Origin of the sequence: Streptomyces sp. NPDC101234, assembly GCF_044767525.1 — a bacterium.
GTDB lineage: Bacteria > Actinomycetota > Actinomycetes > Streptomycetales > Streptomycetaceae > Streptomyces > Streptomyces sasae.
The window spans coordinates 62,647-84,988 of record NZ_JBIWOA010000014.1 but is presented as its reverse complement, the minus strand read 5'-3'; the positions used below and the strand labels follow the sequence as shown (position 1 = coordinate 84,988).

Annotated in this window: 23 protein-coding genes and 1 pseudogene; 10 read left to right on the top strand and 14 right to left on the bottom strand. The window is 71.3% G+C overall.

The window, feature by feature from the left end:
• Nucleotides 1-87 precede the first annotated feature (87 nt).
• Together ACIRR9_RS25505 and hemL are read right to left on the bottom strand one after the other, a co-directional pair.
• Nucleotides 88-774, bottom strand: coding sequence for a histidine phosphatase family protein (locus tag ACIRR9_RS25505; RefSeq protein WP_403755934.1), 687 nt, complete (start codon nt 772-774; stop codon nt 88-90).
• Entirely contained in the window at nt 771-2,099 is a 1,329-nt protein-coding gene (hemL, locus tag ACIRR9_RS25500; protein ID WP_365335724.1) for a glutamate-1-semialdehyde 2,1-aminomutase, read from the bottom strand. The genes ACIRR9_RS25505 and hemL overlap by 4 nt, the downstream gene beginning before the upstream one ends.
• 308 nt (nt 2,100-2,407) lie before the next feature.
• Between hemL and ACIRR9_RS25495 the strand changes: the two genes are divergently transcribed.
• Nucleotides 2,408-3,091, top strand: a complete 684-nt coding sequence (locus tag ACIRR9_RS25495; protein WP_365335722.1) for a hypothetical protein — start codon at nt 2,408-2,410, stop codon at nt 3,089-3,091.
• A 103-nt stretch (nt 3,092-3,194) separates the two neighbouring features.
• On the opposite strand, the gene ACIRR9_RS25490 is transcribed toward ACIRR9_RS25495, so the two are convergent.
• Nucleotides 3,195-4,181, bottom strand: coding sequence for a hypothetical protein (locus ACIRR9_RS25490; RefSeq protein WP_403755930.1), 987 nt, complete (start codon nt 4,179-4,181; stop codon nt 3,195-3,197).
• An 82-nt stretch (nt 4,182-4,263) separates the two neighbouring features.
• Between ACIRR9_RS25490 and ACIRR9_RS25485 the strand changes: the two genes are divergently transcribed.
• The 3 genes from ACIRR9_RS25485 to ACIRR9_RS25475 all read left to right on the top strand — a co-directional run bounded on the left by ACIRR9_RS25485 (nt 4,264) and on the right by ACIRR9_RS25475 (nt 6,201).
• Nucleotides 4,264-4,575, top strand: coding sequence for a helix-turn-helix transcriptional regulator (locus tag ACIRR9_RS25485; protein WP_403755927.1), 312 nt, complete (start codon nt 4,264-4,266; stop codon nt 4,573-4,575).
• On the top strand, nt 4,572-5,336 hold the full coding sequence (locus ACIRR9_RS25480; RefSeq protein ID WP_403755925.1) for a hypothetical protein: 765 nt from the start codon (nt 4,572-4,574) through the stop codon (nt 5,334-5,336). Before ACIRR9_RS25485 ends, ACIRR9_RS25480 begins: the two co-directional genes overlap by 4 nt.
• A gap of 82 nt (nt 5,337-5,418) precedes the next feature.
• Complete coding sequence (locus ACIRR9_RS25475; RefSeq protein WP_403755922.1) at nt 5,419-6,201, top strand: polyprenol monophosphomannose synthase; 783 nt, start codon at nt 5,419-5,421, stop codon at nt 6,199-6,201.
• Nucleotides 6,202-6,390: 189 nt separating this feature from the next.
• On the opposite strand, the pseudogene ACIRR9_RS25470 reads toward ACIRR9_RS25475, so the two are convergent.
• Nucleotides 6,391-6,699 (bottom strand): annotated as a pseudogene (locus ACIRR9_RS25470) (winged helix-turn-helix transcriptional regulator); the annotation flags it as partial.
• 13 nt (nt 6,700-6,712) lie between these two features.
• Here ACIRR9_RS25470 and ACIRR9_RS25465 point away from each other — a divergent pair.
• On the top strand, nt 6,713-7,324 hold the full coding sequence (locus ACIRR9_RS25465) for an SDR family NAD(P)-dependent oxidoreductase (RefSeq protein WP_403755919.1): 612 nt from the start codon (nt 6,713-6,715) through the stop codon (nt 7,322-7,324).
• 60 nt (nt 7,325-7,384) lie between these two features.
• Here ACIRR9_RS25465 and ACIRR9_RS25460 read toward each other — a convergent pair whose 3' ends face one another.
• The 6 genes from ACIRR9_RS25460 to ACIRR9_RS25435 all read right to left on the bottom strand — a co-directional run bounded on the left by ACIRR9_RS25460 (nt 7,385) and on the right by ACIRR9_RS25435 (nt 14,080).
• On the bottom strand, nt 7,385-8,176 hold the full coding sequence (locus tag ACIRR9_RS25460; RefSeq protein WP_403755917.1) for an SAM-dependent methyltransferase: 792 nt from the start codon (nt 8,174-8,176) through the stop codon (nt 7,385-7,387).
• Nucleotides 8,177-8,436: 260 nt separating this feature from the next.
• Nucleotides 8,437-9,924 (bottom strand): subtype B tannase, encoded by a 1,488-nt coding sequence (locus ACIRR9_RS25455; RefSeq protein WP_403755915.1) that lies wholly within the window; start codon nt 9,922-9,924, stop codon nt 8,437-8,439.
• A 390-nt stretch (nt 9,925-10,314) separates the two neighbouring features.
• Entirely contained in the window at nt 10,315-10,983 is a 669-nt protein-coding gene (locus ACIRR9_RS25450; protein WP_365335705.1) for a response regulator transcription factor, read from the bottom strand.
• Complete coding sequence (locus tag ACIRR9_RS25445; RefSeq protein WP_403755913.1) at nt 10,980-12,269, bottom strand: sensor histidine kinase; 1,290 nt, start codon at nt 12,267-12,269, stop codon at nt 10,980-10,982. The genes ACIRR9_RS25450 and ACIRR9_RS25445 overlap by 4 nt, the downstream gene beginning before the upstream one ends.
• A 30-nt stretch (nt 12,270-12,299) precedes the next feature.
• On the bottom strand, nt 12,300-13,139 hold the full coding sequence (locus ACIRR9_RS25440; RefSeq protein ID WP_403755911.1) for an ABC transporter permease: 840 nt from the start codon (nt 13,137-13,139) through the stop codon (nt 12,300-12,302).
• Nucleotides 13,136-14,080 (bottom strand): ATP-binding cassette domain-containing protein, encoded by a 945-nt coding sequence (locus tag ACIRR9_RS25435; RefSeq protein WP_403755908.1) that lies wholly within the window; start codon nt 14,078-14,080, stop codon nt 13,136-13,138. The genes ACIRR9_RS25440 and ACIRR9_RS25435 overlap by 4 nt, the downstream gene beginning before the upstream one ends.
• Before the next feature lie 324 nt (nt 14,081-14,404).
• Here ACIRR9_RS25435 and ACIRR9_RS25430 point away from each other — a divergent pair, with 324 nt between their 5' ends.
• Together ACIRR9_RS25430 and ACIRR9_RS25425 are read left to right on the top strand one after the other, a co-directional pair.
• Nucleotides 14,405-15,832 carry a glycosyltransferase gene (locus tag ACIRR9_RS25430; protein WP_403755905.1) on the top strand — a complete coding sequence of 476 codons (1,428 nt, stop codon included), beginning with the start codon at nt 14,405-14,407 and terminating at the stop codon, nt 15,830-15,832.
• Entirely contained in the window at nt 15,829-16,566 is a 738-nt protein-coding gene (locus ACIRR9_RS25425; RefSeq protein WP_403755902.1) for a polysaccharide deacetylase family protein, read from the top strand. The genes ACIRR9_RS25430 and ACIRR9_RS25425 overlap by 4 nt, the downstream gene beginning before the upstream one ends.
• A 186-nt stretch (nt 16,567-16,752) precedes the next feature.
• Here the strand turns inward: ACIRR9_RS25425 and ACIRR9_RS25420 are convergent, their stop codons facing one another.
• The 3 genes from ACIRR9_RS25420 to ACIRR9_RS25410 all read right to left on the bottom strand — a co-directional run bounded on the left by ACIRR9_RS25420 (nt 16,753) and on the right by ACIRR9_RS25410 (nt 18,578).
• Nucleotides 16,753-17,175, bottom strand: coding sequence for a nuclear transport factor 2 family protein (locus ACIRR9_RS25420; protein ID WP_403755899.1), 423 nt, complete (start codon nt 17,173-17,175; stop codon nt 16,753-16,755).
• Nucleotides 17,166-17,978, bottom strand: a complete 813-nt coding sequence (locus ACIRR9_RS25415) for an MBL fold metallo-hydrolase (RefSeq protein WP_403755896.1) — start codon at nt 17,976-17,978, stop codon at nt 17,166-17,168. Before ACIRR9_RS25415 ends, ACIRR9_RS25420 begins: the two co-directional genes overlap by 10 nt.
• A gap of 105 nt (nt 17,979-18,083) precedes the next feature.
• Nucleotides 18,084-18,578: a MarR family transcriptional regulator gene (locus ACIRR9_RS25410; RefSeq protein ID WP_316773852.1), complete on the bottom strand. Its 495-nt coding sequence runs from the start codon at nt 18,576-18,578 to the stop codon at nt 18,084-18,086.
• A gap of 144 nt (nt 18,579-18,722) precedes the next feature.
• On the opposite strand from ACIRR9_RS25410, the gene ACIRR9_RS25405 reads away from it, so the two are divergent.
• Entirely contained in the window at nt 18,723-19,142 is a 420-nt protein-coding gene (locus tag ACIRR9_RS25405) for a TOBE domain-containing protein (protein ID WP_365335686.1), read from the top strand.
• Between the two features lie 17 nt (nt 19,143-19,159).
• Here the strand turns inward: ACIRR9_RS25405 and ACIRR9_RS25400 are convergent, their stop codons facing one another.
• Complete coding sequence (locus ACIRR9_RS25400) at nt 19,160-20,167, bottom strand: cytochrome c oxidase assembly protein (protein WP_403756352.1); 1,008 nt, start codon at nt 20,165-20,167, stop codon at nt 19,160-19,162.
• 302 nt (nt 20,168-20,469) lie between these two features.
• Between ACIRR9_RS25400 and ACIRR9_RS25395 the strand changes: the two genes are divergently transcribed.
• Both ACIRR9_RS25395 and pstC read left to right on the top strand, forming a co-directional pair.
• Nucleotides 20,470-21,132: a hypothetical protein gene (locus ACIRR9_RS25395; protein ID WP_403755892.1), complete on the top strand. Its 663-nt coding sequence runs from the start codon at nt 20,470-20,472 to the stop codon at nt 21,130-21,132.
• Between the two features lie 233 nt (nt 21,133-21,365).
• Entirely contained in the window at nt 21,366-22,340 is a 975-nt protein-coding gene (pstC, locus tag ACIRR9_RS25390) for a phosphate ABC transporter permease subunit PstC (RefSeq protein WP_260328020.1), read from the top strand.
• The last annotated feature ends 2 nt before the right edge of the window (nt 22,341-22,342 follow it).

Here is a 22,342-nt window from a genome sequence, read left to right as displayed (position 1 = left end):
CGTGACGATCGGATGGGTTCCTAGGCTTGTCAGATAAGCAGCAGGAACAGGCCGGAACTGGCTGAAGTTCCGCAACTCGCTTGCGACTCAGGCGCCGAAGGCCTTGTCCTTGCCCTTCACGGGCTTGGCACCGGCGCGGAGATGGGCCGGCACCAGGTCGATGGCGGGCTCGCTGTAGCCGACGGAGACGATCTTGTCCCCCTGGTAGGTGAACGTCGTCAGGGAGGCGAGCGTGCACTGGCGCTTGCGCGGGTCGTGCCAGAGCCGGCGGTTCTCGACGTAGGACCGCAGGATCCAGATCGGCAGCTGATGGCTGACCAGCACGGCCTCGTGACCGCGCGCCTGGTCCCTGGCCGTGTCCAGCGCGCCCTTCATCCGAACGACCTGGTCGACGTACGGCTCGCCCCAGGACGGCTTGAACGGGTTGACGAGGTACTTCCAGTTGGCGGGGTTCTTCAGCGCCCCGTCACCGACACCGAAGGTCTTGCCCTGGAAGATGTTCTCGGCCTCGATGAGCCGCTCGTCGGTGCCGAGGCCGAGCCCGTGCGCCTTGGCGATCGGGGTCGCGGTCTCCTGCGCGCGCTCCAGCGGGGAGGCGACGACATGGGTGACGTCCCGCGCGGAGAGGTGCTCGGCGACCCGGTCGGCCATCTGCCGGCCGAGCTCGGAGAGGTGGTAGCCGGGAAGTCTGCCGTAGAGCACCCCCTCCGGGTTGGCGACCTCCCCGTGCCGCATCACATGGACGACGGTGATGTCCTGGCTCTTCTCAGTCATGCTGCCGTGGCCTCCGCGGCCGCTCGGGCCGCCGCCGGGAGGGCGTCGGCGATCTTCTGAATGGCCCGCTCGTCGTGGGCCGTGGAGACGAACCAGGACTCGAAGGACGACGGCGGCAGGTAGACGCCGTTCGCGAGGAGAGAGTGGAAGAACGCGGTGAAGCGGAAGGACTCCTGCTTCTTGGCGTCCTCGTAGTTCCGCACCGGGCGGTTGGTGAAGAAGACGGAGAACATGTTGGAGGCGGTCTGCAGCTGGTGCGCGACGCCCTCCTTGCTCAGCGCCTCGCCGACGAGCCCCTGGATCTGCTCGGAGACGGCGTTGACCTTGTCGTACGCCGCGTCGTCGAGCAGCCGCAGCTGGGCCAGGCCGGCGGCGGTGGCGACAGGGTTCCCGGAGAGGGTGCCGGCCTGGTAGACGGGCCCGGCGGGCGCGAGGTGCGCCATGACGTCCGCCCGGCCGCCGAAGGCCGCCGCCGGGAACCCGCCGCCCATCACCTTCCCGAAGGTCATCAGGTCGGGTACGACCCCGTCCACCCCGAACCATCCGGCCCGGCTGGTCCGGAACCCGGTCATCACCTCGTCGGAGATGTAGAGGGCGCCGTTCTCACGGCAGGCGTTCTTGAGCCCCTGGTTGAACCCGGGCTCCGGCGGCACGACCCCCATGTTCCCGGGCGAGGCCTCGGTGATCACACAGGCGATCTCCCCGGGGTGCCGGTGGAAGGCCTCCTGCACGGCTTCGAGGTCGTTGTACGGCAGCACGATCGTGTCCCCGGCCTGGGCGCCGGTGACACCGGGGGTGTCGGGCAGCGCGAAGGTGGCGACGCCGGACCCGGCGGCGGCCAGCAGGCTGTCGACATGCCCGTGGTAGCACCCGGCGAACTTGATCACCTTGGTGCGCCGGGTGAAGCCGCGGGCGAGCCGGATGGCGCTCATGGTGGCCTCGGTGCCGCTGCTGACGAGCCGCACCTGCTCCAGGGGCGCGATCCGGGCGACCATCTCCTCCGCGAGGGCGACCTCGCCCTCGCCGGGCGTACCGAAGGAGGTACCGCGGGAGACGGCGTCCTGGACGGCGGCGATGACCTCGGGGTGGGAGTGGCCGAGGATCATGGGCCCCCAGGAGCACACGAGGTCGACGTACTCGCGCCCGTCGGCGTCGGTGAGGTAGGCCCCCTTGCCGGAGACCATGAAACGGGGGGTGCCGCCGACGGCACGGAAGGCGCGCACCGGCGAGTTCACGCCCCCGGGCGTGACGGCGGAGGCGCGGTCGAAGAGCGCCTGTGAGACGGGCGCGTCGTAGGGATAGGGCGTTTCGCTCTGGGCACTCATGACGTGCGCTTCTCCGACTTCTCGGACTCCGGTTGCTGGGTGACCTTCTCAGGGTAGGCGCAGCGGGGCGTGTCCCGGTCGGGGCCACCCTTCTCCTCGCAGTGCCTGAGGCATCCGTGCGGTATCTGCGAGACTGTGACCCGATACACGCAGCTCATCCGGTCCGTCGGCGGCCGGACGCTGTAAAGATCCTGCGGACTGATGTTTCGACGCACGTTTCGGCGGGCGGCCGTGGGGGAGGTCACTGACACGATGATCGGGTTGCGCGGCGGGGGCCACGCGTCCTAGAAAAGCAGTCGGGTGGAGATATGCATCGCGGTGGCGGACTGGGCGAGGGGACTGACGACCTGGGTCCTCGACGTGCCCGGCAGGGGAAGCACCGGCGCGACGCGGAGGAAGCGGCCGAAGCAGCACGTCATGAACAGAGCGGCGTACCGAGTGAGTCCGAGCGGCGCGACCGACGTATCGATCAGTGGGACCAGCGCGACCAGCGGGCCCGGCGGATCGATCGCGGAACCGACCGTCTCGAGACCGGTAGCAGGAATGGTGGTCGGGTGGGGGTGACGTACAAATACTTCGGCGCACCGGACGGCGCGACCGCGGCCCGTGTCCCGATCTCGATGCGTCCCGAGGAACTCGGCGGCGACGAGCTCGGGATGAACGGCATGTTCACCAAGATCAAGCCGGAGACGATGGCCGCGATGGTGCTGACGGGCATCGAAGGCGTGCCGCTGCACAAGGTGCCGCCGCTGGAGCTGGTCGTCCTGCACCCGGACTACGCGGTCGTGAAACTCCCCATGACGGTCGTCGACCCGCTGCGTGGCATAGGCGAGGAGGCGGTCGGCGCGGCGGCCTTCATCTGGTCGACGGTCCCGGACCGGGGCGGCCCGAGGGACGCGTTCAACGTGTACCAGCTGCTGCACGAGTGGCAGGACTTCAGCCACCGGCTGCATGAGGCCGGGCACCAGCCGTACTGCCTGGTGTGGCCCTGATCTGGGGTTTCCTGCGGAGCGGGCGAGGTCTTCGGGCCTCGCCCTTTTTGGTGCCGGAGAGCGGCCGCCGGGCGGGGCACCGTTGTCTTCCGCCTCGGTCTCCTCATCGATCGCCTTGTGGGAGCGGGCGCGGGAGGCAGACGAGCAGGAGAGCGGCCGTCGCGAGGAACGTGGCCAGACCCGCGCCGAGCGTGAGGGCGGCCATGGCCGGGACGGAGGTGAGCGATCCCGTCCCGAACACCGGCCACAGCGCGTCGCGGAACGCCGTCGCCGCACTGATCGCGACGCATCCGGCGACCAGCGACGCCTCGGCGACACGGCGGCGCCGGGTGCGCGGCGGACGGGCGACGAATCCGGCGACCGCGTTGCCGATCACGCAGAAGGCGAGGTAGGAGGTCGCCGCGACGGTCAGGAACCAGGCGGTGAGCAGCGGATCCGTCCAGCCTTCGCCGATGGCCTGGGCGCCGGTCACGGCCAGCGCCGCGAGTGTGCTCAGTACGACGAAGACCGTCATCGCGTGGCGGCGCACCCAGACCGCGCTCTCCGGTCCGACCCGGCGCCGCAGCACGGGAACCCTCCGGCACAGGTGGACGGCGTCGTCGAGCCAGTCGTGCCGCCGGCCGCGGGACGCGCCGTGCCGCCGGCTTTCCCGCACCAGCGACACGGCCACCGCCACGGTGAGTACGGAGCCGGCGACGAGTCCGCCGATCAGCACCCGGATCCACGTCCCCGCGAGCGAGGAAGGGGTCCGGGCGGCGGCCGCGGCCCACTCGGTCGCCAGCGTGAGTCCGACCAGCGTGATCATCGCGCCCGCCGCGCGCACCGTCTGCCGTGCCCGGTCCGCGCTGCCGGGCGCCCGCCACACGAGCAGCCGTAACGCGATCACCAGCGCGAGCATCGGCACCGCGAACCGGGTCAGGGAGACCACCACGTCATACGGGTCGTCCTGCCACGGGCTGACCGCCCTGACCGTCTTGTCCTGGGTCTCCAGCACCGTCAACGCCTCGAAGACACCGGCGACACCGAGGCTCGCCCGGACCACGGCCGCCGAAGCCCGGCCGTTCCCCTCATCGGGTTCCATGGGTTCCATGGGCTGTTATAGTACGCGTCTCGTACTACGTGACAAGTAGTATCGAAGCTCGTATCATCCGAAGCCGGTGGCAAGGAGGCCCATGCACAGCAACGACGCCCAGATGCTCGTACTCACCGTCCTCGCGGACGGCCCGCTGCACGGCTACGCCATCAACACCGCGATCGAGGAGCTCACCGGCAGCAGGCTCGGCCCCGGCAGCCTCTACGGAGCCCTGTCCCGGCTGGAGGCGCGTGAGCTGATCCGGCCCGCGGACGAGGCGGCCGAAGCCCAGGAGCGCCACCGCACCATGCGGATCACCGACACGGGCCGCGATCAACTGCGCGTCGAACTCCAGCAGATGGCCCGTATCTCCGCCGCCGGCCTGCGTGCGCTGGGGATCGCCCCGGCATGAGCGCGGCCACGCTCCTGACCCGGCTCTACCCACCGGCCGTGCGCGAGCGCTGGGGCGAGGACATCATTCACGAGGTGTCCGCGTCGGGAATCCGGTCCTGGCCCGACACCCTCGCGGGGGCCGCGCGACTCTGGCTCCACCCCGCCGACTGGCCCGAGACGTTCACCGGCCAGACCCGCCGCGTCCTGACCGTCGCCCTCTTCGCGCTCGCCGCGGTCACCGGGCTGCTGCTGCGCTCGGCCGAACCCTCCGCCGCCCTGACGGCCGGCATCCGCCATCCCGCCGCCGGCCTGTGGCTCGTCCCGCTCCTGCTCGGCATCGGCCTCGCCGCACCGCTGCCACCGCTGAGCCGCGAGGCACTGCGCCGCGTGACCGCCGCGGCGGTCCGCACCCTGGCCGCCCCGGCCATCGCGGTCGCGGCCATGTGCCTGACCGCGTGGAGCGGTGCCGCCGAACACCTCACAGGCTTCGCCGACGCCGCCATGGTCCTCTCCTACTGGCTCACGCTCGGCTTCGTCGCGTTCCGTCTGTGCACCCTCGTGGCCCATGTCGCCCGGACCGCCGCCCTGCCGACGACGCGCCGGCTGTCGACGGCCCTGCTGTGCGTCGGAACAGGACTGGCCCTCGCCGCGAGCCAGAACCTCCTCGCCGTCGTCCGCACCGCTCCCCACCCGGGCTCCGTCTCCGAAACCCTGGCACTGGGTCTCCTGGCCGCCACGGCCATCAGCACCGGCCGCGATCTGCGGCGCAAGCGGGTATAGGCCCCGGCGTGGCCGGTGCTCCGCGATCGCCAGGTGACCAGCACCGCCGAACCCCTGACGACCGCTGCCCCAGGAGTTGCCGATGACCGTCGTATCCCCGAAGGTCGTTGTCGTCGTGCCGACCTACAACGAGCGGGACAACCTGCCCGTCCTGGCCGGCCTGCTCGCGGACCTGCCGGTGCCGAACCTGCACCTGCTCGTGGTCGACGACAACTCACCCGACGGCACGGGCGAGGTCGCCGACGGACTCGCCGCCCGGTCACCGGACACGGTCGGCGTGCTGCACCGCACCGCCAAGGACGGACTCGGCCGCGCCTACCTGGCCGGAATGACCCGTGCGCTGGACGACGGCGCCGACGTCGTGCTCCAGATGGACGCCGATCTCTCGCATCCGGCCTCGGCGATCCCGAGCATGGTCGACACGCTGCTGACGACGGACGCCGCCGTCGTCCTCGGCTCCCGCTATGTGGCCGGCGGCTCGACCGCCACCGACTGGCCGTGGCACCGCAAGGCCCTGTCCGCCTGGGCCAACCTCTACGTCAACGCGATCCTGCACCTGCACGTGAAGGACGCCACCGCCGGCTTCAAGGCATGGCGGTCCGAGACGCTGCGCGCGATCGACCTGCCGTCGGTCCACAGCAACGGGTACTCCTTCCAGGTCGAGATGAACCACCGCACCGTCAGACGGGGGTTGACCATCCGCGAAGTGCCGATCCGGTTCGAGGAGCGCATTCAGGGGACATCGAAGATGAGCCTGGCCGTACAACTCGAATCCGCACTCACCCCATGGAGGCTGCGCTTCGGCAGGACCCGGCCGGACGATTCGCCCGCCCCGCGGCGGCCGTCGGCTCGGGGGCATTCCTAGATGCGCTGCGAGGTGCCACCGAGAAACCTTCAGCTCCCCTGGCCTCACGGGCCTCACGGGCCTCACCGGGTGTGAAACGGCCCGCTCGCTCTCACTCGGTGTCGTAGCGGCGACGCGCGCGTCCTCGATCTCTTCATGGTGGTCCGTGACCCACTGGGCGAACGCGTGGACCGTGGCGCGCAGGCTCTCGCCGAGCGGAGTGAGCTGGTATTCGACGCGTGGGGGCACCTCGGCGTAGACGGTGCGCGTGACGACTTCGTCGCGTTCCAGGTGGCGCAGGGTGAGTGTGAGCATGCGCTGGGAGACGCCCGGGACCCGCTGGTGCAGGGTGCCGAAGCGGAGGGGGCCGTTGCCGAGGATGCCGATGACCAGGACCGACCACTTGTCGCCGATCCGGTCCAGGGTCTCCCGGAAGCCGCGGCCGTTGTCGGGCCAGGTCTCGCAGGGGTGCGGGGCCGGTGTGACGTCGTCGGTTTCGGCGGTGTGCTTTGCGTACATCGATGTGCCTTTTGTGAGGTTCTCGACCCGCGATGCCGACAATCTCCTGGGCATCACCGGCTCCCTGGCGGCCGAGGGCATCACCGCCCGCGCCTACCCTGCCGACGTCACCGACGCCAAGGGCCTGACCAGTGCCCTGGAGAGGGCCGCCGCCGAACTCGGGCGGATCGGCGTGCTCGCCTACAGCCCGGCTCCCACCTTCCTCAGCCAGGCCGGCCAGGTGCCCGACCCGAAGGCGCTGGGGTTCACCCCCGCGGCCGAGACCACCCCGGATTCCGTGCGCCCCATGTTCGACATGCTCGTCGCCGGTGCCCTCACCGCGACGGCCGCGGTTCTCCCGGCGATGCGCGAGGCCGGTGACGGCGCCCTGCTGTTCACCACCGGCACCACCGCCCTCACCCCGCTCCCGGGCATGGGCGACTCCGGCATCGCCCTGGCCGGTCTCCGTTCCTGGGCCCAGGGTCTGCACAACGACCTCGCCGACGAGGGCGTCTACGTCGGCCACCTGTCCATCGGCGTGCCGATCATCCCCGGCTCCGGCGAGGGCGACCCCGATTCCCTCGCCGACCGCTGGTACCGGCTCGCTCGGGAACGCCGCACCTTCGAGACCACCGTCGGCATCTGACCGCCGGTGATTCGACACCCGGCCCGCGGCGGGCAGCAGTCCTGGACGGACGCTTCCGGGTCAGCGGATGCGGGCCACTCCCGTGTAGATGCCGGCGTCCGGTTCCGGGGTCGGGGGTGGGGTGGAGCCGGGCCACCGGGTCGCCGTGACCAGGCCGGGGGGCACCAGGTCCATGCCGTCGAAGAAGCGCTCCACCTCCGCGCGCGGGTGGAGGGCCAGTTGGATGCCGCCCTTGGCGTACTCGGCGACGACCAGTTCGACGAGTTCCGGGAACAGGTCGGACGCGGCGTGCGACAGGATCAGACAGCTGCCCGACGGCAGGGTGCCGACCAGGTTGCGGACGATGCCGTGGGCGTCCTGCTCGTCGGTGATGAAGTGCATCAGGGCGATGAGGGAGAGAGCGACCGGGCGGTCGAAGTCCAGGACGTGCCGGGCGTGCCGGACGATCGCCTCCGGGTCGCGGACGTCCGCCTGGATGTAGTCGGTCGCTCCCTCGGCGCTGCCGACCAGCAGCGCCTCGGCGTGACGCAGGACGATCGGGTCGTTGTCGGTGTAGACGACCCTGGCCGACGGCACGACGTTCTGCACGATCTGATGGAGGTTCGGCTCGGCGGGTATCCCGGTGCCTATGTCCAGGAACTGGTCGATGCCCTGGGTGGCGAGCCATGCGGCCGCCCGGTGCATGAACTCCCGGTTCTGCCGGGCGGCGTTCCTCGCCTCGGGCGGCAGCTTCTCGACGACCGCCTCGTCGGCCGGGTAGTTGTCCTTGCCGCCGAGCAGCCAGTCGTAGACCCGCGCGGGGTGTGCCCTGCCGGTGTCGACCGGCGGAGACGGCTGCGGGTTCGTCGTCATGGCAACTCCATCGCACCGGTGGGAGATCCGGAGACCGGAAGATACGGACCGAGGTCGCGGTGATCGCAGTCGGGTATCTCATCTGCCTTGCGTACAGGTGGACTTGGACGCCAGAGCGGGGCGGGGCGGGTGAGGTCACCCGCCCTGCCCCGCTACCGGGAGTTCACACCGTGGCCCGGCTCCATCCGCACCGCTGAGCGAGGAGGATGTCCGCCGATCCGGACACCCTCCTTGCTCCCGGTTCCGGCCCGGAGCCCGCGCTAGCTGGTGTAGCCGGTCACGGTGCCGATCCAGGTGATGAAGTCACCCGGGTCCTCGTCGGCGCCGTGGGCGGCGTCCCAGTACATGGAGGAGTTGACGGTGTCCCCGAGGTTCTCCAGGCTCAGGGCCAGGTTGCCGACGATCGTCAGCGCGGTGTCGCTGTCCTTGGTACCGGTGCGGATCCACCAGTACTTGGCCCGGTCGTCGTTGCTCTGGCCGATGAAGTACATCGGGTTCATCATTTCGAGCTTGGCGGGGATGTCGCTGTCGAGTGACGAGCCGCCGCTGCCGCTGGTGTCGTTGGCCAGGCTGTAGTCGGTGAAGTGCCGCGCCTCGGTGGTGTCGAGGCCGAACTCGTTGTTCTCGGCCGCCGACAGGTCGAAGGCGTCGAAGGCCGGGATGCTCTTGGTGCGGGTCCCCACGTGGTCGAGGTAGTCGGACCAGGTGAACGTGGCCGCCGAACCGTCCCAGGTGATGAAGGTGTTGGAGGACAGGTAGGTGGTCCGGTCGTCGTCCGACAGGTCCGTCAGGTAGCTGGTGGCGGCCGGTTCGAGGTAGGTCGCCAGCAGGTAGTCGTCGAGGTTGTCCGTCGTGATGGTGCCGTAGTCGTCCGCCGTCAGACCGAGTGAGGACTGGTACGTCTTGAACAGGGCGATCAGGTCCGCGGAGGTGGTCTGGTCGACCTCGGAGCCGCTGCTGGCCGCATTGGTGCCCCAGTTCCACTCGTAGGCGCCGTCGGCGTTCTCCAGGTCGGTGATGGGGCACCAGGCACCGGTCGCGTAGACCGTGTCGGTGGCGTCGGCCGCGCCGAGGTCGCTCAGGTAGTCGTCGTAGAGCGAGCTGCCGCCGGAGGCCCCCAGCAGGGCCGACAGGGCTCCGCCGGCGCTGGTGCCGGCGGTGACGATCTTGTCGGTGTCGCCCGGGATGGTGCCCGCGTTGTAACGGACGTACCGGATCGCGGCCTTGAGGTCCACGATCGCCGCCGGTGCGGTGCCGTAGTAGTCGCCGCTGGAGTCCACCAGGGTCCGGCCCCGCGCGCCCGGCTCCACCGCGACGTACCCGGCCGCGATCGCCAGCTGCGCCCGGCTGCTGCTCACGGCCGTGTTGGACGACACCGAGGAGGGGAGGTAGCCGCCGACCGAGTTGGCGAACAGGATCGGGGCGTCGGTGGCGTCCACGGTGGTGCCGTCGATCGACACCGGGACGCTGACGGTCAGGCTCTGGTAGGTCTCGTCCACCGGGTCGGTGACGTAGGTGATCGCGCTCCAGAAGTGGTAGGTGACCTCCTTGTCGCCGTCGTCGGTGGAGATCGTCGTCGTGATCTCGGTGTACGCGTCGGGGTCGAAGGTCAGGGAGCTGGACGACGAGTCGGACGACGTGGTCGCACCGAACGCGTGCGTGCCGACGACGAGTCCGGCCGCCGGTACGGCGACGGCGGCCGCGGCGATTCCCTTGATCAGGGACCGGCGCTTCATCTTGTGCTTCATTTCCTGTCTCCTTCGCATGGCGCAGCGGTGTCCGGACCGCCGTCGATGGGGTTACACCTGCAATGGATCGCAGCGCACACCCGTCCCGGCCGACCGGCTCGGGGCGCATGGAGATCAAGGGGCTGCTTCGCTGACGGGAGCGTTGATGCGGGTGCCTGGAGCGTTCTGGAAGTGCTTCACATGGCGCTTATCTCGATCTCGGGAGCGAACGTATTTCACGGTCCACAATATCGTCAACAATTTCGTGGACTTCACCGTGAACCCATAGACACCAAAAGGGACCCATAGAGACGGGTCCCGAGTCTGAGATTTCCTGGGTGTTCCCGGGAATTCCTGAGAAACCAAAAAATGCCCGTCCTCCCGAAGAGGACGGGCACTCTCGGTCTGCGCTCAGTCCGAGTTGGGCCGGGCCAGGCCGTGGTCGTACGCGAAGATCACCGCCTGGATGCGGTCGCGGGCGCCGATCTTGGCCAGGACGCGGCCCACGTGGGTCTTGACGGTGGACTCGGACACCACGAACCGGGTGGCGATCTCGCCGTTGGTCCAGCCCTTGCCGATGGCGACGAGGATCTCGCGCTCGCGCTCGGTGAGGGAGCCCAGCCTCGGGTCCCGCACGGAGTCCCCGGGGTGGGCCGGGACGTAGCGGGTGAACTCGTCGAGGATGCGGCGGGTGAGGGCGGGTGCGATGACCGCGTCCCCGGCGGCCACGGCCCGGATGCCGGCGAGGAGTTCCTCGGGGCGCACGTCCTTGAGGAGGAAGCCGCTGGCCCCGGCGCGCAGGGCCGCGTGGACGTACTCGTCGAGGTCGAAGGTGGTGAGCACGAGGACACGCGAACGGTCGCCGGCGGCGACGATACGGCGGGTGGCCTCGATGCCGTCCATGCCGGGCATCCGTACGTCCATCAGGACGACGTCGGGGCGCAGTTCGGCGGTCTTGCGGACGGCCTCGGCGCCATGGGCGGCCTCGCCGACGACGTCGGTCTCGGGGACGGAGTCCAGGAGGATGCGGAAGCCGTAGCGTTGCAGCGGCTGGTCGTCCACGACGAGCACGGTGGTCACCGGACATCTCCCTGGGGGGTCAGGTCGAGGACGGCCTCGACGCTCCAGCCTCCGCCGCTCGCCGGTCCGGCGCTGACGGTCCCGCCGTAGAGGGCCGCCCGTTCCCGCATACCCACCAGGCCATGTCCTTCCTCGTGCGGTCCCGGCGGCGCGGCCGGGCCGGTGTCCCGGACCCGGATGGTCAGCCGGGTGTCCCTCTCCACGACCGCCAGGTGCACACGGGCATCGGGGTCGGCGTGCTTCAGGGTGTTGGTGAGGGCTTCCTGGACGATCCGGTACGTCGTCAGCTGCACCCCGCTGTCCAGGGCGTCCACGTCTCCGGAGGTCCGGTAGACGATCTCCAGCCCGGCGGCGCGCACATTGGCGCACAGGGCGTCGATGTCCGCGATACCGGGCTGCGGACTGAGTTCGGGCCCGCCCGGGGAGGCGCCCGCCGTCTCGCGCAGCACACCGAGCACGCGCCGCAGCTCGCCGAGGGCCTGCCGGCCGGTGTCGCCGATGAGCTGGAGGGCCTCCTTGCCGCGTTCGGGTGCGAGGTCGCTCGCGTAGGCGCCGGCGTCGGCGAGGGTGATGATGACGGAGAGGTTGTGGCCGACGATGTCGTGCATCTCGCGGGCGACCCGGGTGCGTTCGGTGGCGGCGGCGAGCCTGCTGCGCTGGTCGCGTTCTATCTCCAGCCGGGCGGCGCGCTCCCGCAGTCCGGCGAGCTGGGCCCGGCGGATACGGACCACCAGGCCCAGCGCCAGGGCCGCGGTCGCCGTGCTCAGCAGGAAGAACAGCGTGTCCCAGACCGACACGGCCACGGACGCCCGTACGGCGACCAGCACCAGGGCGGCCGCCGTGGCGGCGCAGGCCCACGGCAGCTGCCGGAGCCGTCCGTGCAGGGCCAGGCTGTACAGCGCGACGAACAGGGCGACGTCCGCGCGCAGCGCCGCGCCGAGGGACCACTGCAGGACGAACACCGCGGCGACGGCCGCGAAGGCCGCCGCGGGCCTGCGCCGCCGCCACAGCAGGGGCAGCACCAGGCCCGCCTGCAGGGCGAGCATGCCCGCGAGGGGCAGCCGGGCGAAGGCGAACCAGAAGGGGTGACTGCCGTGCCGGTCGCCGTCCCGGTCGCCGGGACCGCCATGGACCAGGTCGGGCAGGCAGAACATCAGGAAGACCAGGAGCACGACCGCGGTGTCCAGCACCCACGGATGTGTCCGGTCGGCCTGCCGCAACCGCCGGCCGCCCCGGGAGAGCCGGGCGACCAGCGGTCCCATCCCGCTGAGGTCATCGGTGGTCACGGACGTCACCTGTCCATGGTGCGGCAGAGGTCAGACGTCACTGCGCGCGAGCCGGTACGCCGCGCCGCCCAGGGCCAGCACCGTCCAGCCGAGGAAGACCAGCAGTCCGGCACCGGGCGACAGGGTGGTGCTGTCGTGGGTCAGGGCGAACATCGACTCGCCCGCGTTGCTCGGCAGGTAGGGGCTGATGTTGTCCTGCCAGGAGCTGGGCAGCAGGGAGATCAGTCCGGGGACCAGCATCAGGGAGGCGACCAGCACCGAGATGCCGCCGGCCACCGACCGCAGCAGGGCGCCCAGCGCGGTACCGATGACGCCGACCAGGCCGAGGTAGAGTCCGGCGCCCAGCAGGCTGCGCACGACACCGGCGTGCGTCAGGCCCATGGCCGCGGCCGTACCCGAGACGATCCGGCTTCCGAACAGGAAGGCCACGAACGCCCCCAGTGTCCCGACCGCCAGGGCGACCAGGCCGAACACCGCCGCCTTGGACCACAGCACGGGCAGCCGGCGGGGCACCGCCGCGAGCGTGGAGCGGATCATGCCGGTCGAGTACTCCCCCGCCGTGACCAGCACGCCGAGCACACCCAGGGCCAGCTGGGCGAAGTTCGTACCGAAGAGGGACAGGCTCACGGCCGTCGCGGTGGCGAAGTCCCGGTCCCGGTGCGGGGAGCCGATGCCGGACTTGTAGTGGTTCGCGGCGATGAGTCCGAAGGCGACGAGGAACAGCAGGCCGAGGCCCAGGGTGATCCAGGTCGAGCGCAGGGACCACAGCTTGGCCCACTCGGAGGACAGCACACGCCGTCCGGTCACCCGGTAGGCGGGGCGGGCGGGGGCGGTCCGGGTCTCTTCCGTGGTCGCGGTGAGGGTGGTCATGCGGGGCTCCCGACGGTCTCAAGGGTCTCGACGGTCGTGGAGCCGTGGTACTCCACGGAGTCCCTGGTCAGGTCCATGAACGCCTCCTCCAGGGACACCGTCCGCGAGGTCAGTTCGAACAGGGGGATCCCGTGCTCGGCCGCCTTCAGCCCGATCTGGCGGGCGGTCAGCCCGGTCACCTGCAGTTCCTCGGAGCCGACGCGTCCCGTGACGTCGACGCCCGGCCCGGCCAGCACGTCCCGGAGCCGTGCCGGGTCCTCGGTCGCGACCTTCACCGTGTCACCGCCGGCCTCGCGGATGAGGTCCCCGACGGTCGTGTCGGCCAGCAGCCGTCCCCGCCCCACGACGATCAGGTGGTCCGCCACCAGGGCCATCTCGCTCATCAGGTGCGAGGACACGAACACCGTGCGGCCCTCGTCGGCGAGCGCCTTGAGCAGGTTGCGTATCCACAGCACGCCCTCCGGGTCCAGCCCGTTGACCGGCTCGTCCAGCATCACCGTCTGCGGATCGCCGAGGAGCGCCGCCGCGATGCCCAGCCGCTGACCCATACCGAGGGAGAAGGCACCGGCCCGCTTATTGGCCACGCTGTCCAGACCGGCGAGGCCGATGACCTCGTCGACCCGGCGGCGCGGAATGCCGTGGGTCAGCGCGAGGGCCCTGAGGTGGTTGTAGGCCGAACGGCCCGGGTGGATCGACTTCGCCTCCAGGAGGGCGCCGACCTCCTGGAGCGGTGCCCGGTGCTGGGCGTAGTGGCGGCCGTTGACGGTGACGGAGCCGCTCGTCGGGGCGTCGAGCCCGACGATCATGCGCATGGTCGTGGACTTTCCCGCGCCGTTGGGCCCCAGGAAGCCGGTCACCGTGCCCGGCTTCACGGCGAAGTCCAGCCCGTCGACGGCCGTCTTCTCGCCGTATCTCTTGGTCAACTGCCGTGCGTCGATCATGGGCGCTGTCCCTGTCTGCCGGTGGCACCGTCGGTTCCGGCGCCTCACAACCACGCTAAGAGCCGGATCACCCGGATCCCTCGTACCGGAAGGCCGACCTGCGCCCGGCACGTCGTACCGCGGTACTACGACCACACGGCTACCGGCGGCGCATGGAAAACACACAGGCTCCACGGCGTCCGCGGCAGGCGTCCGGCGGCCGATCGCAAGGCCCCCAGCGCCCTCACCCACCCCCACCAGCGGATCTACTACATGTTGTAAGAATCTACCTACTACATGTTGTAGAGTGCGGCCGCCCACTCCACCTGCGGAGGAAACGAGCCCATGCCTTACCTCGGAAGTTCGGTGCATCTGCGCGCCCTGGCGACCGCCGCCCTGCGCCCCGAGCCGGTGCCGCCGACAGTGCGGGCCGAACGGGTGGCGCCGACAGCGCGCGCCGAGCGGGTGGCGATCGTCTCGGCGAGCATCGGTGCCGGTCACGACGGCGCCGCCGCCGAACTGGACCGCCGGCTCGCGGCCCGGGGCCTCACCGTCGACCGGTTCGATCTGCTGGACCTGCTGCCGGCCCGCATCGGACGGCTCGTCCGGGACGGCTACCACCGCATGCTCGTCCAGGCTCCCTGGGCCTACCAGCGGATCTACCGCAGCACCGAACGCGCGGGGGGCGGCGGGCCGTTGGCGAGGGCGCTGCTGCGCACCGCGGAACAGCGCATGCTCGGCGCGCTGCGTCCCGGCACCGGTGCGGTCGTCTCCACCTACCCGGGTGCCAGCCGTGTGCTGGGCGGCCTGCGCCTCGACGGACGGCTCGCCGTGCCCGTCCTCACCTACCTCACCGACTTCTCCGTGCACCCGCTGTGGGTGGCCGACGGCGTGGACGTCCACCTCGCCGCCCACGCCGTGCCCGCCGCCCAGGCCCGGGCCGCCGGGGCGCGGGACGTCCGGGTGTGCGGACCGGTGGTGAACCCGCGCTTCCGTCCCGGTACCGAGCCGGAGCGGGCGGCGGCCCGGACCCGCTTCGGGCTTCCGGCGAACGCCCCGCTGGCCCTGCTGGTCGCGGGTTCGTGGGGCGTCGGACCGGTCCGGCAGGTCGCCATGGAACTGCGTGACTGCGGCGCCGCCGTCCCGGTCGTCGTCTGCGGCCGCAACACGGCGCTGGCCGAACGGCTGCGCGCCGACGGCATCGAGCACGCCTTCGGCTGGGTCGACGACATGCCCGCCCTCCTGCACGCCGCCGACGTCCTGGTCCAGAACGCGGGCGGGCTCAGCTCCCTGGAGGCGTTCGCCGCGGGGCTGCCCGTCGCGAGCTACCGGTGCATACCGGGCCACGGGCTGACCAACGCCGCCGCCCTGGAGGAGGCCGGCGCCGCGGTCTGGATCCGCGAACCGGCCCGGCTGAAGGCCGCGCTCCACGACCTGATCGACGGCCCGCCCGGACTGCGCCAACGCACGGCCGGGCTCGGCCTGTTCGCCGCCGAGCCCGAAGGCGGACCCGCCGCGGAGATCGCGCGCGTCCACGCCGCGGGCCCACCACCACCGCCGCCGCCCCACACCCCCGTCCGACGCCGCCGCCTCGCCACCCGCCGGCTGGTCGCCACCACCGCAGCGGCAGGCGCCGTCTGGGCGAGCGCGGTCGGCACGGGGATCGCGACGGCGTACGACGGCCCGGACGTGCTGCACGCCATCGGACACGGACTCGACCTGGAAGACACCGCCCCGGACCGGGCCCCCGGCGCGGAAGGCCACCACTCGTGAGCACCGCCCGGCTGGTCCGCACCGCTGCCGCCGTCACCCTGCCCGTCCTCGCGGCCGCCCACGCCGCACCGGTGATCTCCACCCTGGGGCCACTGCGCAACCGGACCATGCCCCGCCTCGCGGGCCGCGGCCGCCCGGATCACATCGCCCTCACCTTCGACGACGGACCCGACCCCCTCTCCACCCCGTTCTTCCTGCGCCTCCTCGCCGAGCGCCGGGTGCACGCGACCTTCTTCCTGCTCGGGCGGGAGGCACGGCGCTCGCCCGGCCTGGTCCGCGAGATCGCCGCGGCGGGCCACGAGATCGCCATCCACGGCTGGCTGCACCGCCCGCTGCTGCTGCGCGGCCCGCGCGCCACCTACGACGACCTGGCCCGTGCCCGCGACACCGTCGCCGGCATCACGGGCCGCCGGCCCACCCTGTTCCGGCCCCCGTACGGCGTGATGTCGACCGCGGCCCACCTCACCGCCCGCCGCCTCGCCCTCACTCCGGTGCTGTGGACCAGCTGGGGCGAGGACTGGACCGCCCGCGCCACACCGGAATCGGTCCACCGCACGGTCACGTCGGACCTGGACGGCGGTGGCACGGTCCTGCTCCACGACTCCGACTGCACATCCGCCCCGGCCGCCTGGCGCTCGGCCCTCGGCGCCCTCCCCCGCATCCTGGACACCTGTGAACAGCGGGGCTACGAGGTCGGCCCCCTGCGGGACCACGGCTGGCCCCGCCCGGCCTGAGGCGCCGAGCCGCACGGACCCCGGCGGCCACCCGGCGCGGGCGGCCCCCGAGAGCGGCCGCCCCGGGACGAACCGGAACCGCCGGGGCGGACCCGCGCGGAGCGCACGGCCGTCGTGCGGCCAGTCGGGCCGGTGCGCAGGGCCGCAGTGCGGTCAGCCGGTGCGATGCCCACGGCCGCAGTGTGGTCAGCCGGTCATCGCCTGTCGGACCAGTGCCGTGTCCACGAACTGTTCGAAACGGACGATCAGGCCGCCGCGCACGACGAAGTGGTGGGCGACGCGGACGTCGATCGCCTTCCCGGTGGCCTTGTTGACGGCCGTGTAGCGGGCCAGGACGACGACGTTCTCGCCGTCGACGACATAGCTGTCGTCGTGCGCGGTCCAGCCGTCCCAGTCCCGGCCGAGCCTCTCCATCACCTGGGAGGTGACGCCTTCGGGCGTGCGGTAGGTGCCGGCCAGCGGGAAACCGGCCATCTCCGTCCACTCCACGTCGGGGGCGAGGGTGGCCCGCAGGGCGTCCAGGTCACCGGCCGCCGAGGCCAGGTACTGACGTCGTACGACGTCGGCGGGGGCGGTGGAGTCGGCGAACTCGGCCTGCTTCAGCCCCACTTCATCTCCCCCTTGGCGACCTTCGCACCGATCTGGGCGGCGATCTGCATGCCGTTGCCGGGGTAGCGGGCCACCAGCGCCTCGGTGAGCGCGGCACCGTCCGCGGCCTTGCCCAGCTCCTCCTCGAACGCGACCAGGTACTCGCGGGTGGCGGTCACGGCGGAGACGTCGGCCGGAGTGCCGGGCAGCCGGTGTCCGGGGACGACCAGGTCCGGCTCCAGGGCCGCCATCTCGTCGAGCAGCCCGAGCCAGGCGGAACGGTCCTCGGGGGTGGGGGTGTCGGCGACCCACACGTGCTCCTGCTGGAAGAGCAGGACGCCACCGAGGATCGCGCGCCGCTCGGCCTGCCACAGGTAGTGCCGGTCGGGCAGCTCGGCCGGGCCGCCCCTGAGCTCGAAGCGATGCCCTTCCAGGGCGAGTTCGCCGGTGAGCGGCTGGAGGTCGACCAGCCGCGTGGGGAGGTTCGGGCCGAGGGCCGCCCATGCCTTGAGCTTGCCCTCGTAGGAGTGCCGGATGTGCTCGATGGTGATCGGGGTGGCGACGAACCGGGCGTCGGGGAAGGCGTCGGCGAGGACTTCGGCGCCGAAGTAGAAGTCGGGGTCGCCGTGGCTGACGAAGACGGTGGTCAGCTTCTTGCCCGAGTCGAGGACCGCGGCGGCGAGGCGGTGGCCGTCGGCGCGGGTGAAACCGGCGTCGACGAGCAGGGCCTCGTGCTCGCCCGTGACCAGGGTGGCCGTCTTGTTCCTGACCCCCGCGGGGAAGTCGAGATCGAGGACCGTGAAGGAGAGGGCGGGGCTGCTCATGAGGTGCTCCTGAAGAGAAGGGCGAGCGATTCACCTGACAGAACAGTAACTGACGAGTCAGATATTTCCTCGCGCGTGTGACCCGCACCACAACCCCCTCCGGACTCAGGGCAGCCGGGGCAGCACATCCCGCGCCGCATGGCTCAGGATCCGCAGATCCTCGGCGAACCGGTCACGGTCCTCCGGCGGCAGCGGCGCCAGGAAGAGGCGGCGGATGTTCTCCACATGCACACGGGTAGCGGCGACGGCGGTCTCCGCACCCTTGGGCGTCAGCCGTACGAGCCGTCCGCGCCGGTCGCCGGGATCCTCGGTCCGCTCGACCAGCCCGGCCGCCTCCATCCGGTCCACCAGGCGCGTCACACCCCCCGTGGTCAGCACCTGCTCCTGCGCGACGGCCCGCATCGACAGCCCCGGCTCACCGGCACGCCCCAGGATGAGCAGCACCTCGTACATGAGGTGGCTGATCCCGCACTCCTGCTCCAGGGACCGCCCGACGATGTACTCCAGCCGGTTCGCGGCCCCCTGCAGCCGCCCGAAGGCCAGCACCAGCGGGTTGTTCGCGGCCTCCTGCGGTGTCGAGATCTCCGCCTGCTCGTCCACGGCCCCGGGACCCCTCTCGTCGTACCCGCACCCCATGCCGTCCGATCATCCCCGAGCGGGGCCCGACCGGCTAACGTATGGAGTCACAGTCGTTGCAAAACAGGGCAATTCACCCTGCCCGCTCCTCCCGTGAGGCGGCCCGTCATGAGCCTGAGCATCCGCAACCAGATCCCCGGCACCGTCACCGCCGTCACCCCGGGCGAGGTGATGGCGACCGTGAAGGTGCGCCTGGACGGCGGGCAGGACCTCACGGCCGCGATCACCCTGGAGGCGGTCGAGGACCTGGGGCTCGCCGCGGGCTCGGCCGTACGCGCGATGGTGAAGTCCACGGAGGTCGCGCTCGCCACCGGCCGCGTGGCGGGCGTCTCCATCCGCAACCAACTGCCCGGCACGGTCAGCGAGGTGGCCACCGGCGGAGCGATGGCCACGGTCAAGATCGCGGTCGACGGGGCAGAACTGACGGCGGCGATCACCAAGGACGCGGCCACCGACCTCGGCCTGACCGCGGGTTCACCGGTCGTGGCACTGATCAAGTCGACGGAGGTCTCGCTGGCCACGGCCTGACCGGGAGCCGACGGCCCCTACTCGCCGCGCTGCCGACGGATCCGTGCCGCCACCTCGTTCTCCTCCGTCTCCCACCAGGGGCGGACACGGTCGGCGGTGGAGGCGGAGGCGGAGGTGGAACCGGCGGGGGCGGGAGACGGGACCGCGGAGGCGGGGGCGGCGGCAGTGGCGGCGACTTGCTGGTCCAGGTGACGGTCCAGGGCCGCCGTCTGGATCCGTTCCGCCCTCGCCCACTGGTACAGGATCGTCAGCAGGAAGGGCAGGGCGACCAGCTCGGCGATGCTCAGCATCGCGCCGCCGCCGATCTGCTGGTCCTGCCGCACGTCGGGGGACCAGGACGGATGGTGGTGCAGATACCAGGCGCCGGCGATCAGCGTGCCGTGCGTCATCACGACCACACCCGGGACCGCGTCGATCACGCCGTCCAGGAAGACCAGGCCCGCCCGGACCGGGTGGGTGCACCAGGCCGGCAGGGTCTCCTCACGCGTCAGCACCGGTACGACGAACAGCGAGCCCGCCACCAGCAGGTGCAGGTACATCAGTTCGTGCAGCCAGCCCACCCGCAGCGCGGTGGCGAAGTACGGGGTGAAGTAGATCGTCAGCTCGGTGGCCAGCACCAGCGCCGTGCTCACCAGGGGGAAGGTCAGGAGGCGGATCAGGCGGCCGGTCATCGCCCGGCGGAGCCGCGCCGCCGCGGGCTCCGGCAGCGCCTGCACCGCGAGCCGGAGCGGGTCGCCCAGGGCGAGACCGAGCGGGGCCACCAGGTCGAGCAGGATGTTCTGTACGGCCGCGGGCCAGAAGACGACATGGTCGTAGACGGCGAGGGCGGACATCGTCGCCACGACCAGCGTGCCCAGGCCGAGCAGCATGAAGGCGGCGGTGCGCAGCGGTGACCAGGGCTCGCCCTTGCGGCGCAGCCGCAGCACCCCCCAGCCGTACAGCCCGCCCAGGGCAACGACCAGCAGCAGCGCCGGCACGTCCGGCTGCCACGACGTCAGCAGCCGGCCCGTGGTCAGCTCGGCCATCCGGCTCACGGCTCACCCTCCTTCGGTCCGGGACGAATCGGTCAGGTCACGTCCACTGCGCGACGCTATACCCGGCCCGCCCCGGCCTCGCACCGGGGTCGCGTGGACAACCCCCGGGATCGTCGGCACGTCCACCGGACGGGGGAACACCCTGATCACCGCGGAGGTCACCGGAGCTGCCGCGTCACAGTTCTGTGCCGAGCCAAGGTGATCCTTCTCCACTTTCGCTGACCCGTACTTAAAGTGATCAACTCACAGAGGTCGTCTTCATCACGGGGGAACGAATGAGGGAACGATCCGGCATGCCCTGGCGCATACCGGCGCGGCCCGGCGCCGCGCTGCTCGCCGCCGTCGGGATCGTCGCCGGGGTACTGGTCGGCGCACCCGGACTGGAGTCGGTGCCGGGGTGCGGGGCGTCGGGGGACGCCTACCCGTCACAGACCGCGGAGGACTGGGTGTCGTACGCCGATCACGTCGTCGTCGCCAGTCCGACGGGGGAGCGGGAGACCAACCGGCGCACCTACCAGAAGGGGTCGGTCGCGTACGCGACGGACCGGCTGGTGAGCTTCCGTACCGACAGCCGGCTGTGGTCGCGTACCGCACCCCGGCACGCCCTCGACACCGGCTTCGACATGGTCGCCCCCGGCTGGCAGGTCTACCGGTCCAGCGGCACCCGTGTCGCCCAGATGGCCACCGACGCGCCACGCCTGGAGGTCGGCCACACCTATCTGCTCGCCCTGCGGTGGCAGGAGAGCGGGTGGGTGGTCCTCGGCGAGGGCGGGGCCGTGCCGTTCGACGACCACACCGGCGACCAGGGCGAGTGGTGCGGGCGGGTGCTGAGCAAGGAGGACGTCGCCGAGGGCGAGCGCTTCTCCCGGCACGACGACCACAGTCTGGAAAAGGCGGTACTGGGCCAGGACGAGCAGGCCGTCAAGCGCACCCTGGAGCGCACGAGCCGCAAGTAAGTTCGCCCCTTCGGACCCTCCAGTACACAGGCACCCACATCTCCCCCACTGAAATGGCATGAGCAGTTCACCTGTTCTCCACATGTGAAGCTCTGGAGCGCAAGGAATCGGCCATTGACTCTGCGGCGCGGCACCCCGATTCGGAGCCGTGTTGGGGAGAAACGCTTCCGTATAGGGGGGGCACAGTGGTGTCCGCGCTCGAGGGTTCCGCCGGGGCGGAATCCGAAAGACCCGTGCCCAGGCGGCTGTCGACCGCCCGGGGGCTCGGGGACCGGATCTTCCGGTACCAGTTGACCGCCACGGGCGGCATCGTCCTCGCCATCATGGCCGCCGTAGGGCTGTTCCTGCTGCTCCGGGCCGGGCAGGCGCTGCGGACCCGGGGCGTCTGGGCCTTCCTCACCACCGCCGAATGGCAGCCGGACGTCCACCGGTTCGGCATCGCGGCCGTGCTCACGGGCACGCTGCTCATCGCCGCCGTGGCCGTCACGATCAGCGTGCCGCTGGCCGTCGGCACCGCGCTGTTCATCTCGGACGTGGCACCGCGGGGACTGCGCCGCACGCTCGTCACCATGGTCGACCTGATGGCCGCCGTGCCGTCCGTGGTCTACGGCCTGTGGGGGCTGTTCTTCCTCCAGGAGCACGTCATCGGGCTGTCCCGGTGGCTGTCGGACTGGTTCGGATGGATCCCCTTCCTGCACGTCGACGGCACCCAGCCGGGCGAACCGCTCGCCTCCCAGAGCGTCTACACCGCCTCCACCTTCGTCGCCGGGATCGTCGTCGCGCTGATGGTCGCGCCGATCCAGTGCTCGGTGATGCGCGAGGTGTTCGCCCAGGCACCGGCCGGTGAACGGGAGGGCGCCTACGCGCTCGGCGCCACCCGCTGGGGCATGATCCGCGCGGTCGTGCTGCCGTACGGCATGGGCGGGATCATCGGCGGCACCATGCTGGGCCTCGGCCGTGCCCTCGGCGAGACCATCGCGGTCTACCTGATCATCTCGCCGGTCTTCACCATCCAGCCGCACATCCTGCAGACCGGCTCGAACTCCGTCTCCTCCCTGATCGCCCTGCACTACGGCGATGCCTCCACGTTCGGCATGTCGGCGCTGATGGCCGCGGGCCTCGCGCTGTTCCTGCTCACCCTGGCGGTCAACTTCACCGCCTCCTCGATCGTGGCCCGGTCACGGTCCGGCGCACAGAGCGAGGCGTGACG